Source organism: Pseudoclavibacter sp. CFCC 13611 (genome assembly GCF_008831225.1).
Lineage (GTDB): Bacteria > Actinomycetota > Actinomycetes > Actinomycetales > Microbacteriaceae > Pseudoclavibacter_A.
In genome coordinates, this window is the sequence record NZ_WBKE01000002.1 from 757,436 (window position 1) to 772,116 (window position 14,681).

Here is a 14,681-nt window from a genome sequence, read left to right on the forward strand (position 1 = left end):
CGTTCGCCCGCCACCGCCCTGCCTCCGGTCAGTCGGCGTAGCCGAACGCGCTCTGCAGCAGGTCGGCCGTGCGCTTGTCCACCCACGGCAGCTCCTTGATGTAGAACCGGCGGGTCGTCTCACTGGAAGCATGCCCGAGCAACCGCGCAGCAAGCTCGAGATCCCCAAGGGAGGCGATCTCCGTGTCCAGGGTCTTGCGCATCGTCGAGAAGAGCACGTTCTCGACCGGCGCCTCCAGATCCTCGAACAACCGCTGCTCCACTGCCCAGTCCCGGCACTTCCGGAATGCACGGTCCAGATTGTTCAGCTGGTACGGCGTGCACCTGCGAGTGCGGAACAGATAGTCCTCGGCGTCGGCACAGACCCGCATCTCCGCCATAATGATGTCGGCGGCAAACCGCGGCAGACAGATGATGCGCATCTGACGAGCGCGCTTCGGCGTAGGCTTCCGATGACCGTTTCGCACGCACTCCGCGATGCTTCGTCGACTCCCACCGAACCAGCACCCGACGCACCACATCAACGTCATGAGCACTCAGCGCCTCCCGCTCCGTCTTCGCCGCCTGATCGGGGTCGTCGCAGCCGCAAAGTCACGGTCGATGAGGCCCATCCGCACCAAGTGCTGACAAACCATCCCTAAGACGATTCTGGCCATCTTCGCATTCCACGCCCCACGCTCATCCAGGATGCTGGCGATCATCCCCTCGAGCAGAGGCACGCTCAGATCGCTGACCAGTACCCGCTTCAGACGGTTCTGCAGTGTCCGGTTCAAACACCGCTGATACTGTTCGAGCGTCCCAGCTGCCGCATTCGGATGAGCCCGTTTGTACGCCTCCAACCACTGACGGCCGGCTGCTTCGAGCGTCGACCCCGTACCGAGTGCCTGTGTGGAGTCGGACATCTTCGAGAGAGCCTCATGCATCGAGTCCAAGGCGGACGCCTCGTCTGGTCCGCTGCGTTCGATCTGACGTGCGGCACCATTCATCGAGTAGACCCGGCACCGGGCGACCCACCGCTCTGCTACCTGGCTCACCGAGATCGGCGAGTGGGTTCCCGGTGATTTTGATGGTCTGCTCATTGGCTCAGGCCGCTTCTTGCAGGTCCGATGCTTCCATGTCTCGCAGATATTGGTCGATTGTCTCCTGTCGCCACCGGATCGAGCCGCCGATCTTCACCGCACGCGGGCCGATGCCCTTTGATCTCAGGTTGCGGATCGTCTTCTCTGAAACGTTCAGGAGTGCGGCGAGGTCTTTGATGGTCAGCAGTGGGCGCGGTGCCGTTTCGCTCTGTGTCATGTGACCCTCTATGCGCGTCGTTGGTGCGGAGGTGCGGAAACGGGACATAACGGGATATTGGGATCGCACACCCCATCTGAGAGGGGTTTTTGCTGAGTTTTTGCTGGATTGAAGCATCCGCGGCCCTTCGTATTCAAGGGCGATCCGCACGATACCGGGGCAAAACGTGGGGCGTGTGGGACTTGAACCCACGACCAAGGGATTATGAGTCCCGTGCTCTAACCAGCTGAGCTAACGCCCCCGACCACGATCGCGCGCTGATGCGCCGCAGCCAGCAGTCAATGTTACCGGGTGCGGTGCTCTGGGCTGCAGTCCGCCGGCCAGCGTTTTGCAGAATGGGTGTTCGAGCGATCACTTGGCGACGACGGTCGCGAGCTCGTCCCATCTGGTCGTCGCTCGCGGTGAGAGCATCTCACGCTTCATCTGCCACGTCGGCCCGGACTTGAGCCCTGCCGCGCCGAGCCCGACGGCGTGGCTGCCCAGTCGGTCGTTCACCCGGTCGAGCATCGACCCCAGATGATGCACCTTCCCAGGCTGCTCGTCAAAGAGGTCGAACTCCTGCTGCTCCCCCGGTTGGCGCAGATCGCTCAGCGTGATGCCGGCGCGCACATAGCGGCGGTCTTCGAGCATGCGCGGCAGAATCAGCGCGCACGCTCGATTGGCAACGGTGACCGGGTCGTCTGTTCGAGGAACTACCTCGATCGCCCCACTCGCCGTGTGCATCGGAGGGCTCGCCCACGCAGTCGAAGCGAACGCGTGCACGGCCCCGGCGACTGAGCCCTGTGCTCGCAGCCGCCGGGTCACATACTGCGCATAGACCGTCAGCACTTCGTGCATCTCGTCGACCGTCGTGACCGGTGTCGAGAACGACCGCGAGTACATCACCTGCTGCCGCGCGCCTGGCTGCACGTCGTAGTCGATGCACGGCTTGCCGCGCAGCTCGAGCATGGTGTGGGCCATGCGCACGCTGAAACGACGGCGCATCTGCTCGACGTCGGCATCGCGCAGCGCAGCTGCGGTCTCGATTCCCAAGACGGCGAGTTGTTTGTTCGTGCGTCGGCCCACGCCCCAAATGTCGCTGACCGGCGTCGCCCGCAGAATGCGATCGAGCTGATCAGCCGAATACCGGTCGATGCTGGCGACTCCGTTCAGCGCCGCATTCTGCTTGGCGCCGTGACTCGCCAGCTTCGCGAGGGTGCGGGTGGGCGCGATGCCCACCGACACCGGCACCCCGATGTCATGGCGGATGCGATGGCGCATCTCGCGAGCGGTGGCCGTCATCTGCTCTGTGGTGCCGTGCAGGCGCACGAACGCCTCGTCGATGGAATAGACCTCGACACAGTCGCTGAACCTCCTCAGCATCGACATGATGCGCCCGGATATCTCGCCGTAGAGTTCATAGTTCGACGATCGTGCCACCACGCCGTTCTTGTCTGCCCAGACTTGCATGCGGAACCAGGGCTCACCCATCGGAATGCCCATCGCTTTCGCCTCGGCGCTGCGCGCAACCACGCACCCGTCGTTGTTCGAAAGCACGACCACGGGTCTTCTCTCGAGCTCGGGATGAAAGATACGCTCACATGCCGCGAAGCACGAGTTCACGTCGACGAGGGCAAAGCGTTCGCTGTCTGTCGTCGATCGGCTGCCCGCCGGCCCGTTCACAGTCGATGCAGGCATCGTGTTGCGACTCCCCAGATGGAAAGCTCCTGGCCTTCGCGCATGCGGATCACTGGATGCCCAGGGTGCTCTGCATGCAGCTCGGGGCCGGACGCCGTCAGTCGAAAGCGTCTGATCGTGAGCTCCCCGTCGACCACGGCGATGACCACGCTGCCGTCTGACGGGGTGCGCGAACGATCGACGATGATCTCGTCGCCGTCGAAGACGCCTGCTCTGGCCATCGAGTCGCCGACGACTTTGACGACGAACGTCGTCAGCGGATCGTCGATCAGATGCTCGTTCAGATCGAGAGTGCCGTCGAAATAGTCTTGCGCGGGAGAGGGAAAGCCTGCCATCACCACACCTCCGATCATTCGAATGTATGTTCGATTGTACCCGGTGCCTGCGACATCAGCACACAGGGCGTGCCTACCATGTGGTTGATGAGCATTGCTGAGAACCCCCTGACCAAATCCCCGAATGCGTGCGCAGCGCCCGTGCCAGCACCGAGCACTGCCACCATGTCCCATGTGACGGGCGCACCGCATCCTCACGACGAGGTCGACCCACTCGCCCTCGTCATCGTCGTCAATGGTGCCAAGACCCCCGAAGGCCACCTGCAGGCCTCAGCCGAAGATCTCTACGATTCGGTCGCTCGCGCGATCACCGCGATGCTGCACGACGCCCGCCCCGAGTGCGTCGCACGCGTGCGCGCCTGGACCGACGATCGCATCCGCAAAATCGTCAAACGCGCCCGCAACCGGGCCTGGCAGCAGATCGACGCCCTCGCTCTGCCGCACGTCACCGTGACAGTGGGCAGTGCGACAGTGGCAGTGTTCGCTCCCCTGTGCCCGTCTGAGTATCCGCCGGTGCTGCGCAGTGCGCAGGTTGCCGGCCTGCAGGCGGATGCCACGGGCCGCCCGCCTCACCCCGACGCGATCACGGTGCACGTCAACGACGCGCTGCACATGTCGACCGGTAAGACCATCGCCCAGCTCGGGCATGCGGTGCAGATCTTCGGCGACGAGTGCCCGGTCGAGGCGGCGGCCTGGATTGCTGCCGGCTGCGCGGTGAACGTGGTGCCCGGTATTCCGGCCGGTCCGCTGGTGGTGCGCGTCGAAGATGCCGGCTTCACCGAGGTGCCGCCCGGCTCGCTCACCGCAGCGATCAGTCTCTGAGCGCCTGCGACGTCGAATCGCCGGTGTCGTGACGCCCGACTCTCGCAGAGTCGATCAGCTCGATCAGGCGGTCGGCGATCACCTCGTTGCCGATCTCGTTCGGGTGGTCGCCGTCGGCGAGAATCCACTCGGGATGCCCCTGCATGATCTGCCCGACATCGAGATAGGTCGCATGGATCTCACCGGAGGCCCGTCGCACGTCGTCACGAATCTGCGGTAGTGAGTCTGGCTCGTCGGCCGCGTTCCAGAACGGCGAGACCACATAGATCGTGGCCTGCGGGTAACGGTCGCGCAGATCGGTGAAGAAGCTGAGCACGGCGTCGTACTGGTCACCGAAGTCGTCCCATGCCCCGATGTCGTTGCCGCCACCGGTGACCATGACGACATCGGCAGCGGGGTCGGGCAGGCTGTCGAGCACGTCTTGGTAGTCCGGTCGCGGGTCGTCTGGAGTTCCCCAAGCAGTCACGTATCCGGTGCCGCCCAAGGCCACATTGTTCTCTGTCCAGCCCATGTGCTCGGCGACGAGAGAGGTGAACCGCTCGGTCGGGTCGTCGAGCATCTCGCCCGAGGTATACGAGTCACCGATCACCAGCATGTCGGCGCCAGCACGCTGAGTCGGGTCGTCGTGGTCGCCGACGGCGCTGATCTGGCCTGGGGCCGCCTGCGTTCCTGATGAGGATACCGTGGTGCCGTTCGACGCGTCACTGCGGCCCACTGCATGGTCGCCATGGGAGTCATCGGCTGTGACTGCACTAGGTGCGAGTCGGGCACCTGCATCGGGCGAAGTCGACAAGAGGAGCCCCCCGGCGACGGTCGCCGCAGTGGCAGCGGCCCCGATTGTTCTGCGAACCCATTTGCCTTGCACAGCGACGATGATACTCCCGTCTCAGGAGTGCGGCGGAGGACTGATCTTGAGGCGATCCTCAGCCCGTTTGAGGCCACGCACCTGTGGATGATGGCGCGCGATGACGAACACGCCGCCGACCCCGATCGCACCGGTGATCACGAAAGCGGCCAGCATCCACAGGGGAGCCTTCGTCGCCTCTTCGAGCACGATCATGCCGATCAGCACGGCCACCAACGGGTCGATCACGGTGAGCCCGGCCATGACCAGATCAGGCGGCCCCGAGGCATGGGCGTTCTGCACGAACCACGACCCGAGTGCCGCGGTGACGGCCAGGGCGAGGGCCGTGACGAGCGTGAGCCATTCGAAGTTGCCGTCTCGCACGCGCGCGACCAACAGCTTGGCCAGCGTCGAGACAAAGGCGAAGAGCACGCCCGCGCCGATGATGTAGACGACGGCACGCATTCTGCGTCCGAACAGCGCGAAGCCGATGGCGAAGACGACCAGTACGCAGGCGAGCAGCAGGAGCACCTCGATGAGCCGACGATCGGTGACGGGGTGATCGACCGCGATGGTCGCGGCCATGATCACGAAGAGACCGATGCCGACCATGCACATGGCGACGCCGGTCAGCACGGAGCGACCGATGTGCAGATTGGCCAGATGCGCGTTGAGATACGTGGTCAGCACGAGCGCGACGATGCCGATCGGCTGAACGACCATGATCGGCGCCATGCTCAGCGCCGTGACCTGGACGACCACAGAGAGACCGAGCAGCAGTGTGCCGATCACCCAGCGCTTCGAACGAAAGAGATTCAGCAGCTCGCGGAGACTAAACCCGCCCGTGCCTGCCTGCTCGTCAATGCTTTTGTCGGTCTTGGCGACGCCGGAGCTCTGCATTTGGGTGCCGATGGACATGATCACGGCGCCGAGCGCTGCGATCAGGATGGCGATGGCGTTGCCCACGGATTCACGTCCTGTTCGATCGGTGTCTCTATCGTATCGGTCGATGCCGAGGCGACAGCTCTGAGGCACGGTGCGTCGGCCGATCCTGCAACGGCGACGGATAATGGAGGCATGACCATTCTTCCCATCGTGGTGACGGGCGAACCCGTGCTGCACCACGTCGCCCAGCCCGTGACCGCCTTCGACGCCCACCTGCACACGTTGGTCGACGACATGTTCGAGACCATGTACGAAGCGCCGGGCGTGGGGCTCGCCGCACCGCAGATCGGCCTGGACGCGCGGCTCTTCGTCTACGGGTGGACCGATGATGAGGGTATCGAGCACAAAGGCGTCGCGGCCAATCCAGAGCTCTGGATCGCTCCACTCCCACTGAATGAGCTGGATGACGACGATGACGCAGAAGGGTGCCTCTCGGTGCCTGGGTTGAGATTTCCGACGCGACGCGCGACTCGGGCGATTCTGAAGGCCCAAGATGAGAACGGAGAGCCCTATGAGGTACACGCTGAAGGGTGGCTGGCTCGCATCTTCCAGCATGAGTACGACCATCTCGACGGCATTCTCTACGTCGACCGTTTAGAGGATCCTCACGCATACGCCGCGCGCAAGATCATTCGCAAACAGAAGTGGGGCCGACCGGGGCTGTCGTGGACGCCGGGCGTCGACGACGTCGAGGCATAAAAAAGTCTGCTGACCTCACAGGGGGGAAGGCGAGATCAGCAGACACGAAATAGTACGTAGATCATCGGCTCAGATGCAAACCGTTGGTAAGATATCTGCTCAAATCGCGACCCAGTCGCATAGAGCACGACACTCGGTAGAGACGCGATGGCAGGATTCGAACCTGCGACGGCTGGCGTGCGGCGGGCTATGAGACCGCCTCCTTCGTCCACTTGGATACACCGCGTTGACTTGCCCATGCTACGGCGGATCAATTTCACGGTGGCCAAGATGACGGTGTGTGACTGGGCGCTGCGCGTATTGCGTGAGATGATGGCTGCTGACGACGACGTGTCGCATTCCGCGCCACGCGCCGACCACGCAACGCACCGAGGAGCAAGACTATGAACGCGCCAAGCGCCAAGACCGAACAGGGCCACAAGGTTCAGGCCGCGAGCCACGGCCTGACATTCACTTCGCTGATTCTCGTCATCGTATCGCTGGGCCTGTTCATCGGCGGAGGCTTCGTTCTCGGCAACGCACCGATGAAGGGCGACGCCGGGCTCTGGGAACACCTGCTGGGTCTGCTCATGATGACCGCCGGGTTCTTCACCGCCCTGCAGGTGTCGACCTGGTTCTCGAACGACTGATTCTCTCGACAGCCCGACCAAGAACGCCCCTGCCCCGTCCGGTGGGGGCGTTCTGCGTCTCACGACACGCCCGAGCTTGCGCGCAGGCGCGGGCAGAACCGCCTTGGTTTTGCACCACGTCGGCCAGTTGCTATTATGGAGAAGTTGCAACGCGGTATTCCCCTGTAGCTCAATTGGCAGAGCATTCGGCTGTTAACCGAAGGGTTGTTGGTTCGAGTCCAACCGGGGGAGCTAAAGCCCCAGCCGGTCGAATCATCCTGGCGGGGGCTTTTTTCATGCCCTCCCCCGCATATTTCCGACTCGACCTGATTACCCCATCTTGCCGATAAAAGACGTCAGCTGTGACCGAGCCGTGCTCATCCGAGCAGTAGATGAAAACCTCGTCGACATCGGGTGCGTATTCCAATGCACCAGCAACCATCAGGCTGAGCTCGTCAAAGACTCTTTCGAATGGGCACTGTACTGGTTCCATATCCTGACCTTCTTGAAGGCGTCGACGCTCGTGCCGTGCACTGCTAGCCGTGTTTGATGACTGAGTCCAGGTCCACTTCGTCTGGGCTGGGGCTGGTACCGATCAGGTCGGGGTGTTGGCTGCGCCATGCGGCGAGGTCTTTGGGCAGATACTCCGAGTCGAACCGGTCAGCATCGAGGCCCAGCACCGAGATCACCGCCGCCGCTTCAAAACACCAATACCCAGAATACCGTCCGGAGCCTTGCTTGTTTATCAGCGTATGAGCATTCCACCACCCGAACCCACGGCACTGCTTGTACCAACCACCCAGATACTTCGTGATGATCGCGACCTGCTCGTCGGGGTCGTCGGTATCGAACGCTGACGCCAACAGGCCGTAGGCGGGCCGCTTGGCCGCATCCACGGTGCCGATCTGCCGGTCAGGCACCGCCGAGGCGACCAGTCGGTCCAACAGACGATCATGCCCACCAGGCGACCCCGGCCACGCCCCCACCACAGCCTCGACCCACACTGGGCCAACGCCCAGGCACACACCCAACGACACCAAACGCAACACGCGATAATGATCAGGCAAAGCCGACTCGGGATACGGAAACCAGCCGGAAGCATTCACAGATTCTTCAGGCAGGAGCGATACCCGTCTCCGTGCATCAATAAACGTCGCGAGCATAGGAAAAAACTGCGACCGAAGCTCGTCAAGTGAAATCCCGAACGAGTACCTTTTTAACCACGCAGCAGTAGCACTATTCGACCAGCTCATCACATAAGAGCTAAGAATTCGTGAAGACAGCGTGCGCGAATCTGAGGGCAACAGCACCTGGTCAGCACGTTTGCGGTATATGACTTCAGCGCCATCATCGAACTCGATGGCTTTCCGGTAGAACTCTTCGTCGCGTCGCCAGTCGCGCATTGTCTGGCCTTCCATGACTTCTCCTGTTGTCTCTTGCTGAGTGACTGCAAATCAGCTCCTGACAGATTCAGCGGCTCACAGCAGCACGGTACCGTGTTTGACCTCACAGGCCACAGACCCTGCACCCTCGATACGATTCAAGTGCACCACACCATCCACATCAACACGAGACAACACTCGATCCACGCTGCCCGCCGCATACTGCTCCACGAACGTATCTAGTCCTGACAGCTCGTGGCCGAAGGCCTCGATTTTCCGTGTCTGATCGTCGCCTACCCTGACAGGGCTATTGAGCTCGTCTTCGCTCATTTGCATGCCAGAGTTCCTGGTGTCTGAGCCCCACCACTGCTGCCGGGGTAAGACTGACGATGTCAGTAGTAGGGCGGGCTCAGCCAGTGCCGCGCTCGACCGGCGTGTGTAGGCATGAGACAACGGGGATACGGGGAAGGTGCAGGCGTGGAGCTGATTACCGTCAAGGGGCAACTTGTTGGAGCCATTCCTGAAACTTGTCAGAGGGGCTCACCTGATAGTCAGTAAGCTCAGGGGTTGGAGTAAGGTCCATATCCACGGATCTCGTTGCGACCGCATATCGGATGCGTCCTGCTGTCGGGATCGGGTGTGCGGAGTCTACAGAAGCTTGGATACGTCCCACTTGCGAGACGATGAATTTCAGAAGCGCTCGTTTCATCGCAGAGGAAGTATCTGGCGCCTCAACATGATCTTTCGTTAACAGGGTGCCGTTTTGCACGTATGCAACGTCAGCAGTACGGGTGCCATTCTCATTAGAAAAATAGATGAGGACTTCGTCGACTTGTGGCGCGTATTCTAATGCAGCACTGACCATCTCGCTGACAGCTGTTCCAAGAACTTCTTCAAAAGCACTCAATGGTTCAGAATCTCTCTGCGGCGCATCCAACATCAACTCCATTCTCGATGCTGAACTGCTTCCGTCTACCAGATACTCGATCAACCGGAGGAGCCACATCTCTCTGTGTAATGCTACTGACCATCCTCAAACCGCCAGATCGAAGCTCAAGCGCGGATTGGCTCTCGATGAGTTTGTACTCAAATGGGCTGACATGCGCACCATCGGCGACCAAGTTGTTGAGATGCGTTGAGGTGTCGAAGAGTGTGCGATAGATGATGGATGACTGGTGCCAGAGTTGTGGGAGTGCCATGCCAGCGGCTGAGCCCTGACGTGTGTGACTGTGCCGGTTGAATCTACGCCGATGAACAGACGGCCGTCACCGGCGAACGCCTCACCAAATACGCGCGCAAGCACCCCAGTCGCATCGTTCACCATTTCGCAGGCCCCGCGAACTCGGCGATGATCAACAAATGCGTGCGCATATCCAAACGCTGCAGATGCGAGACGTCCTCGGGCCCACCAGCCGCCAGAATCGGCACATACCCGAAACACTCATCAAACCCAGGAACACCCAGGCGCTCCACCGCCTCAGGAAACGGCGACCACCCCAGCTCCTCAGCCTGTTGCATAGAATCTGGTTCGTCTCGAAGATCCTTCGCAAAGTAGTCCACATCCCGAGAGGCAAGGGTGCGGATCTCACCATGCCTGTAGTCGATAAGCAGCAGATGCCCCCGCCCATCATTCTCGAGTTGCCAGGCGAGGACGTCGCCCATGGCAGTTGTCGCCACCGGCACCACCTCGCCCAGCGTCTGCGCAGTCTGGGCGACCAACTCCATCCACCCATCCAACGGGTCGATCAGCCGCAGAAACCCATCAAACGCGACACCCTGCCCATACTCACCCCACCACGCCAACACACCCGGCGGCAACACCTTCCGAAACCGACGCCGAGCCCTCTTCGACACCACACCACCAGACGACACAAACCCCGGCAACACATACCGATCATCCACAACCAACCCTCACTTCCCCACCACAACCTCAAAACGCACATCCAGAAACGAACGCTATCGTTCAGAACTCAGCGGATATGCACTCCGTGGGCACCGCATCGGCCAGGATAACGCTGTCGGATCCGTTCATGAACTGCACACCACGCGCTGCCGCGCAGGCCGTGTCGACGCGCAACAGCACCGGATGGTCAGCATGGCGCAACCCCACGATCATCGCTTGTTCCGCACTTGTGGCCAAGTGCACGAACTGCCGTCCCATCGGTTTCAGCCCCTCCTCACGGATGCGCTGCCACGCCTGCGGGGATGTCGCATGGAACAGGACCGAGGGCGGCGTAGAGATGACATTGTGGTCAACGACCGTCGAGAAAGAATGACCGTACGCAGCACGAATCCGGCCACCACTGATCTCCAGCCTCTTCTTCGACTGATGAGCGACCAAGTCACGCACAGTCGACTCTCCGACGCCCTCCAGACCAGCCCGGCCGACAGCAGCAATCACATCCGACAGCTGCGCCCACCCCTGCGCATCGAGCACCAGCCCAAACTCACCAGGCACATGCCGCAACGCCTGCGTCAACAGCTGAGACAACCGCAACTGGTTCACCCCGCTCATGACCGCCTCCACCACCGCCGACGACGAGGCGATACCTTCCACTCCTCGTTGAACAACGGCACCTGCCACTCCAGATACCGGTCATCACCCGCGACGAACAACGCATGCAACTGCTCCGCACGCTCCAACCACGCAGCAAACCCCGACCAATGCCCCCGATACTCCCACCCAGGATCACAAAACGTATGAATCACCAACACCGCCGGATCACCAGTCACATCCGACCCATCAAAACAGAACACATCATCAGTACCATCCATGACAGCGAACGGCACCAACACACGATACGGAAACTGCTCACGTACTATACGTGAGAAGAACTGCTGGTTACCTTCTAGAGCCGAGGTAAAAAACCAAGGCTCTATATCTGGTAGAGGGTCCTCTTCGATGAAGCGTAGAAACGAGGTTGGGAAGTGGAATTCTGACGATGCCGAACACAACATTTCCCTGCATCGTTCATCAGAGGTAAGAACACGTCTTTCTTTACCCAATTGGTACTCCAGTAACCCTCGGTAGCACATCAGACCCCAGTGGGTTCTCCCCAGACCACCCTGCGCCCTGTTTACGAATCCGGTTTGCTACACCTTCACCCCAAGTTGAGGTGTCCTGATGAGTCTTGTGGTTTTGCAGTCGCTGCGCCAGCTCCGAATCACAGATGCGGTCACCGGGATTGTGTATTCGGGCTTCGACCGTAGTGTCGGTTTCTCTTGCGGCCCGGATTCTGGTGTTGTCCACACTCGTCACCCGACCGTCCGGCTGCCGTACGACATCGACTCTGTCGCCACGCCATCCACGGCTTCGCATCCCACCCATGATCTCATCGTACGTCCAGCCAGACGGCTTTCGATACGCAACAGTTAGGTATTCTGTGGTCATGGTCTATCAACAGCAGCAGGTCTGGCAGCAGCTTCTCACCGCGGTCGAAGCGGACGCGCATGTGCGTGATCTGGTGGGTCAGATGGCCAGTGATCCGCAGGCAGCGTATGCGGGCATGACGGATGATGCGGTGCTCGGTGACGTGTTCTGGTCTGCTGAATCGGTGGATGCGTGGGTGGGGTTGGCAGCACTGCTCGAGGCTGATAATCGGGCGGTGACGATCGATTGGGATGAGCTGCCGACGAATCTGGTCGAGTTGATCGAAGACCTCACGGTTGTCGCGCAGGCCGGCCTGGACGGCTCGAAGCTCGATGCGCTGGTCGAGCTGCTCGACGATCTGGATGCGCCCGGGCTCGACCGCATGATGGTTGCTGTTGCGTTCGTCAACGCGTGGCTGTCACCTGCTGGAATCGTCTTTGTGCATTGGGATACCGATTCTGACTCGTACACCTTTGTGGCTGCAGGCACCGATCATGTCGATGACATCGTTTCGGCTGCCACCGCCTTGGGCAAGGAGGCAGCGCTGCCGACACTTGCCACCGTGCTCGCCTGACCCCAGCGGCCAGGACACCAGCGGCCAGTGGGCGGGGTGTCAGTGGTCGGGGCTGCAGCGTGGTGTCTGGTCGGTCAGCCGGTGATCGTGTTCGCTGGTGCGATCCGCAGAGCAGGGTGCACGCCGGTATCGGTCAAGGCAGCTCCGTACGTGTCGATCATCTGCTGCCAGGGGTGGGGATGCACGGTGCCGTCATCGCTGACGGTGTGCACGAAGTCGACTCTGGGCAGCAGTGCCTCGACTCCTGCGGGCAGTGAGCAGTACGTCACGTACGACCCATCACGGCCCTGGGCGAGCTCGACGGCGGGCACGAAACGCCCCGCCGCCGTGGTCTCGCCCAACACCTCGCGCTGTGCACCGTACCAGCGGGCGTCCCACGAACGAGTCAGCTGTGAGAACCCGACATTCAGGTCAGCGGCCCACGCGTAGCCCTGCCACCGGCTGCCATCAGCCGCGACGGTCAGCGGCCAGCCAGACACCGGAACCCGCACCGCCTGCGAAGCATCCAGGGCCGCGCGCACTGCTTTGCCCAACCCGTCATGGTCGTCGCTGCCGACCAGCACCAACAGGTCTTGGGCGACAGGAATGACCACAGGCCGCCCCGTCACCTGAAACCCGTCAATCGTGGCCGAATCAAGTATGGCAACGGCGATCTGTTCTGGATCGGAGAGAATCCAGGTGCCCGGCTGCACCTGAGACGTCTCGACCGCACGCCCGGAAAACGCCCGCGCACCGGCAGCGACCACCTCACCGAACCCGACACCCCACGCATCCACCATGTCGACACTGACCTGCACCAGACGGTCACCATCATCGATCACCGCACCCACACCCACCCCGGGTGCAAGGGCGAGCACCGCCTGTCTGCTGCCCGGATGACCAGCCGCATCCAAACGCAACCCGGCCACACCCGACACGTCCAGCCCCACCAGACGCAACCGCACCCGGCCAGCTACCGCCTCGAAACTCTCAAACACACCCATCACGCATCTCCCTGACCAACACCAGAACTACCCGCACCAGAAGCGCCCGCGCCCGCCGCACTCGGCAGGGGGCCAATGACTGAGTCCAGGTCCACTTCGTCTGGGCTGGGGCTGGTACCGATCAGGTCCGGGTGCTGGCTGCGCCATGCGGCGAGGTCTTTGGGCAGATACTCCGAGTCGAACCGGTCAGCATCGAGGCACAGCACCGAGATCACCGCCGCCGCCTCGAAACACCAATACCCAAAATAGTTCCCGGAGCCGCGCAGATCTCCCAGCGAGTGGGTGTCCCACCACCACGACTTGCGGCACTGCTTGTACCAACCATCCAGATACTTGGTGATGATCGCCACCTGCTCGTCCGGGACGTCGGTCTCGAACGCTGACGCCAACAGGCCGTAGGCGGGCCGCTTGGCCGCATCCACGGTACCGATCTGCCGGTCAGGCAGCGCCGAGGCCACCAGCCGGTCCAACAGACGATCATGCCCACCAGGCCAGCCCGGCCACGCCTCGACCACCGCACCAACCCACACCGGCCCAACCCCCAAACACACACCCAACGACACCAAACGCAACACACGCTCATAATCCGGCAGGCCCGTATCAGAGTGCGCCAGCCACGACCAGCCCTTCATCTGCTCGACCGTGAACTGGCTCACACGACGACGAGCCTCCACGAACACAGCCACGGTCGGAAACAACCGCTCGCGCAGCACCCCAAGATCCACACCAAACGAATACCGATGCAACCACCCCAACTCCACATTGCCCATCCAAGCGGTGGTATCGGCGATCAGACTCAGTGGTGTCGACTTTCTTTCAGCAACAGGCCAGAGCGTCTCGTTGGAGTACTTTTTGAAGATTGCTGCTTTCCCGTCATCAGCTTTGATCCATTTACGGTAGAACTCTTCGTCGCGTCGCCAGTCGCGCATTGTCTGGCCTCCCATGACTTCTCCTGTTGTCTCTTGCTGAGTGACTGCATATGAGCCCCTGACAGATTCAGCGGCTCACAGCAGCACGGTACCGTGTTTGACCTCACAGGCCACAGACCCTGCACCCTCGATACGATTCAAGTGCACCACACCATCTAACGGGTCGATCAGCCGCAGAAACCCATCAAAGGCGACACCCTGCCTATACTCACCCCACC

General features: G+C 61.6%; 18 protein-coding genes, 2 tRNA genes and 1 pseudogene. 5 read left to right on the plus strand and 16 right to left on the minus strand.

What is annotated here, in order from left to right:
- Positions 1-28: 28 nt before the first annotated feature.
- The 6 genes from F8O08_RS07730 to F8O08_RS07755 form a co-directional block, all read right to left on the minus strand.
- Positions 29-421 carry a hypothetical protein gene (locus tag F8O08_RS07730; RefSeq protein ID WP_192497737.1) on the minus strand — a complete coding sequence of 131 codons (393 nt, stop codon included), beginning with the start codon at positions 419-421 and terminating at the stop codon, positions 29-31.
- Between the two features lie 114 nt (positions 422-535).
- On the minus strand, positions 536-1,078 hold the full coding sequence (locus F8O08_RS07735; protein WP_158042982.1) for a hypothetical protein: 543 nt from the start codon (positions 1,076-1,078) through the stop codon (positions 536-538).
- A gap of 4 nt (positions 1,079-1,082) precedes the next feature.
- On the minus strand, positions 1,083-1,295 hold the full coding sequence (locus tag F8O08_RS10850) for a helix-turn-helix transcriptional regulator (protein WP_192497738.1): 213 nt from the start codon (positions 1,293-1,295) through the stop codon (positions 1,083-1,085).
- 167 nt (positions 1,296-1,462) lie between these two features.
- A tRNA-Ile gene (locus F8O08_RS07745) sits at positions 1,463-1,536 on the minus strand.
- 110 nt (positions 1,537-1,646) lie between these two features.
- Positions 1,647-2,972, minus strand: a complete 1,326-nt coding sequence (locus tag F8O08_RS07750; RefSeq protein WP_158042983.1) for a Y-family DNA polymerase — start codon at positions 2,970-2,972, stop codon at positions 1,647-1,649.
- Positions 2,954-3,325, minus strand: coding sequence for a LexA family protein (locus F8O08_RS07755; RefSeq protein WP_158037917.1), 372 nt, complete (start codon positions 3,323-3,325; stop codon positions 2,954-2,956). The genes F8O08_RS07750 and F8O08_RS07755 overlap by 19 nt, the downstream gene beginning before the upstream one ends.
- Before the next feature lie 147 nt (positions 3,326-3,472).
- Between F8O08_RS07755 and F8O08_RS07760 the strand changes: the two genes are divergently transcribed.
- Positions 3,473-4,129, plus strand: a complete 657-nt coding sequence (locus F8O08_RS07760) for a hypothetical protein (RefSeq protein ID WP_158042984.1) — start codon at positions 3,473-3,475, stop codon at positions 4,127-4,129.
- Here F8O08_RS07760 and F8O08_RS07765 read toward each other — a convergent pair.
- Positions 4,119-4,844, minus strand: a complete 726-nt coding sequence (locus tag F8O08_RS07765) for an SGNH/GDSL hydrolase family protein (RefSeq protein WP_158042985.1) — start codon at positions 4,842-4,844, stop codon at positions 4,119-4,121. The two genes, F8O08_RS07760 and F8O08_RS07765, sit on opposite strands and share 11 nt — an antisense overlap.
- Positions 4,845-5,015: 171 nt before the next feature.
- Entirely contained in the window at positions 5,016-5,939 is a 924-nt protein-coding gene (locus tag F8O08_RS07770; protein WP_158042986.1) for a DMT family transporter, read from the minus strand.
- Between the two features lie 111 nt (positions 5,940-6,050).
- Between F8O08_RS07770 and def the strand changes: the two genes are divergently transcribed.
- On the plus strand, positions 6,051-6,617 hold the full coding sequence (def, locus tag F8O08_RS07775) for a peptide deformylase (protein ID WP_158037913.1): 567 nt from the start codon (positions 6,051-6,053) through the stop codon (positions 6,615-6,617).
- A 142-nt stretch (positions 6,618-6,759) separates the two neighbouring features.
- On the opposite strand, the pseudogene F8O08_RS07780 reads toward def, so the two are convergent.
- Positions 6,760-6,843, minus strand: a pseudogene (locus F8O08_RS07780).
- Between the two features lie 157 nt (positions 6,844-7,000).
- Here F8O08_RS07780 and F8O08_RS07785 point away from each other — a divergent pair.
- On the plus strand, positions 7,001-7,246 hold the full coding sequence (locus F8O08_RS07785; RefSeq protein WP_158037912.1) for a hypothetical protein: 246 nt from the start codon (positions 7,001-7,003) through the stop codon (positions 7,244-7,246).
- 158 nt (positions 7,247-7,404) lie between these two features.
- Positions 7,405-7,477: transfer RNA gene (locus tag F8O08_RS07790), tRNA-Asn, on the plus strand.
- Positions 7,478-7,761: 284 nt separating this feature from the next.
- On the opposite strand, the gene F8O08_RS07795 is transcribed toward F8O08_RS07790, so the two are convergent.
- From F8O08_RS07795 to F8O08_RS07815, 5 genes are all read right to left on the minus strand, one after another.
- Positions 7,762-8,643, minus strand: coding sequence for a PoNe immunity protein domain-containing protein (locus F8O08_RS07795; protein ID WP_158037766.1), 882 nt, complete (start codon positions 8,641-8,643; stop codon positions 7,762-7,764).
- A 60-nt stretch (positions 8,644-8,703) separates the two neighbouring features.
- Positions 8,704-8,937 carry a hypothetical protein gene (locus F8O08_RS07800; RefSeq protein ID WP_158037765.1) on the minus strand — a complete coding sequence of 78 codons (234 nt, stop codon included), beginning with the start codon at positions 8,935-8,937 and terminating at the stop codon, positions 8,704-8,706.
- 163 nt (positions 8,938-9,100) lie between these two features.
- Positions 9,101-9,598, minus strand: a complete 498-nt coding sequence (locus F8O08_RS07805; protein ID WP_158042987.1) for a hypothetical protein — start codon at positions 9,596-9,598, stop codon at positions 9,101-9,103.
- A 326-nt stretch (positions 9,599-9,924) separates the two neighbouring features.
- Positions 9,925-10,509 carry a T6SS immunity protein Tdi1 domain-containing protein gene (locus F8O08_RS07810; RefSeq protein WP_192497739.1) on the minus strand — a complete coding sequence of 195 codons (585 nt, stop codon included), beginning with the start codon at positions 10,507-10,509 and terminating at the stop codon, positions 9,925-9,927.
- 61 nt (positions 10,510-10,570) lie between these two features.
- Positions 10,571-11,122, minus strand: a complete 552-nt coding sequence (locus tag F8O08_RS07815; protein WP_158042989.1) for an RNA 2'-phosphotransferase — start codon at positions 11,120-11,122, stop codon at positions 10,571-10,573.
- 874 nt (positions 11,123-11,996) lie between these two features.
- On the opposite strand from F8O08_RS07815, the gene F8O08_RS07820 reads away from it, so the two are divergent.
- Positions 11,997-12,551 (plus strand): hypothetical protein, encoded by a 555-nt coding sequence (locus F8O08_RS07820; protein ID WP_158042990.1) that lies wholly within the window; start codon positions 11,997-11,999, stop codon positions 12,549-12,551.
- Between the two features lie 74 nt (positions 12,552-12,625).
- Here F8O08_RS07820 and F8O08_RS07825 read toward each other — a convergent pair whose 3' ends face one another.
- Positions 12,626-13,528 carry a hypothetical protein gene (locus F8O08_RS07825; protein WP_158037760.1) on the minus strand — a complete coding sequence of 301 codons (903 nt, stop codon included), beginning with the start codon at positions 13,526-13,528 and terminating at the stop codon, positions 12,626-12,628.
- Between the two features lie 5 nt (positions 13,529-13,533).
- Entirely contained in the window at positions 13,534-14,478 is a 945-nt protein-coding gene (locus F8O08_RS07830) for a PoNe immunity protein domain-containing protein (RefSeq protein WP_158037759.1), read from the minus strand.
- Positions 14,479-14,681: the final 203 nt, after the last annotated feature.

What these genes read in the sequence shown, in the direction of transcription:
- F8O08_RS07730 (WP_192497737.1), bottom strand. Translation starts at nt 421, where the DNA reads ATGCGCATCATCTGTCTGCCGCGGTTTGCCGCCGACATCATTATGGCG.
- F8O08_RS07735 (WP_158042982.1), bottom strand. Translation starts at nt 1,078, where the DNA reads ATGAGCAGACCATCAAAATCACCGGGAACCCACTCGCCGATCTCGGTG.
- F8O08_RS10850 (WP_192497738.1), bottom strand. Translation starts at nt 1,295, where the DNA reads ATGACACAGAGCGAAACGGCACCGCGCCCACTGCTGACCATCAAAGAC.
- F8O08_RS07750 (WP_158042983.1), bottom strand. Translation starts at nt 2,972, where the DNA reads ATGCCTGCATCGACTGTGAACGGGCCGGCGGGCAGCCGATCGACGACA.
- F8O08_RS07755 (WP_158037917.1), bottom strand. Translation starts at nt 3,325, where the DNA reads ATGATCGGAGGTGTGGTGATGGCAGGCTTTCCCTCTCCCGCGCAAGAC.
- F8O08_RS07760 (WP_158042984.1), top strand. Translation starts at nt 3,473, where the DNA reads ATGTCCCATGTGACGGGCGCACCGCATCCTCACGACGAGGTCGACCCA.
- def (WP_158037913.1), top strand. Translation starts at nt 6,051, where the DNA reads ATGACCATTCTTCCCATCGTGGTGACGGGCGAACCCGTGCTGCACCAC.
- F8O08_RS07785 (WP_158037912.1), top strand. Translation starts at nt 7,001, where the DNA reads ATGAACGCGCCAAGCGCCAAGACCGAACAGGGCCACAAGGTTCAGGCC.
- F8O08_RS07795 (WP_158037766.1), bottom strand. Translation starts at nt 8,643, where the DNA reads ATGGAAGGCCAGACAATGCGCGACTGGCGACGCGACGAAGAGTTCTAC.
- F8O08_RS07800 (WP_158037765.1), bottom strand. Translation starts at nt 8,937, where the DNA reads ATGAGCGAAGACGAGCTCAATAGCCCTGTCAGGGTAGGCGACGATCAG.
- F8O08_RS07815 (WP_158042989.1), bottom strand. Translation starts at nt 11,122, where the DNA reads ATGAGCGGGGTGAACCAGTTGCGGTTGTCTCAGCTGTTGACGCAGGCG.
- F8O08_RS07820 (WP_158042990.1), top strand. Translation starts at nt 11,997, where the DNA reads ATGGTCTATCAACAGCAGCAGGTCTGGCAGCAGCTTCTCACCGCGGTC.
- F8O08_RS07830 (WP_158037759.1), bottom strand. Translation starts at nt 14,478, where the DNA reads ATGGGAGGCCAGACAATGCGCGACTGGCGACGCGACGAAGAGTTCTAC.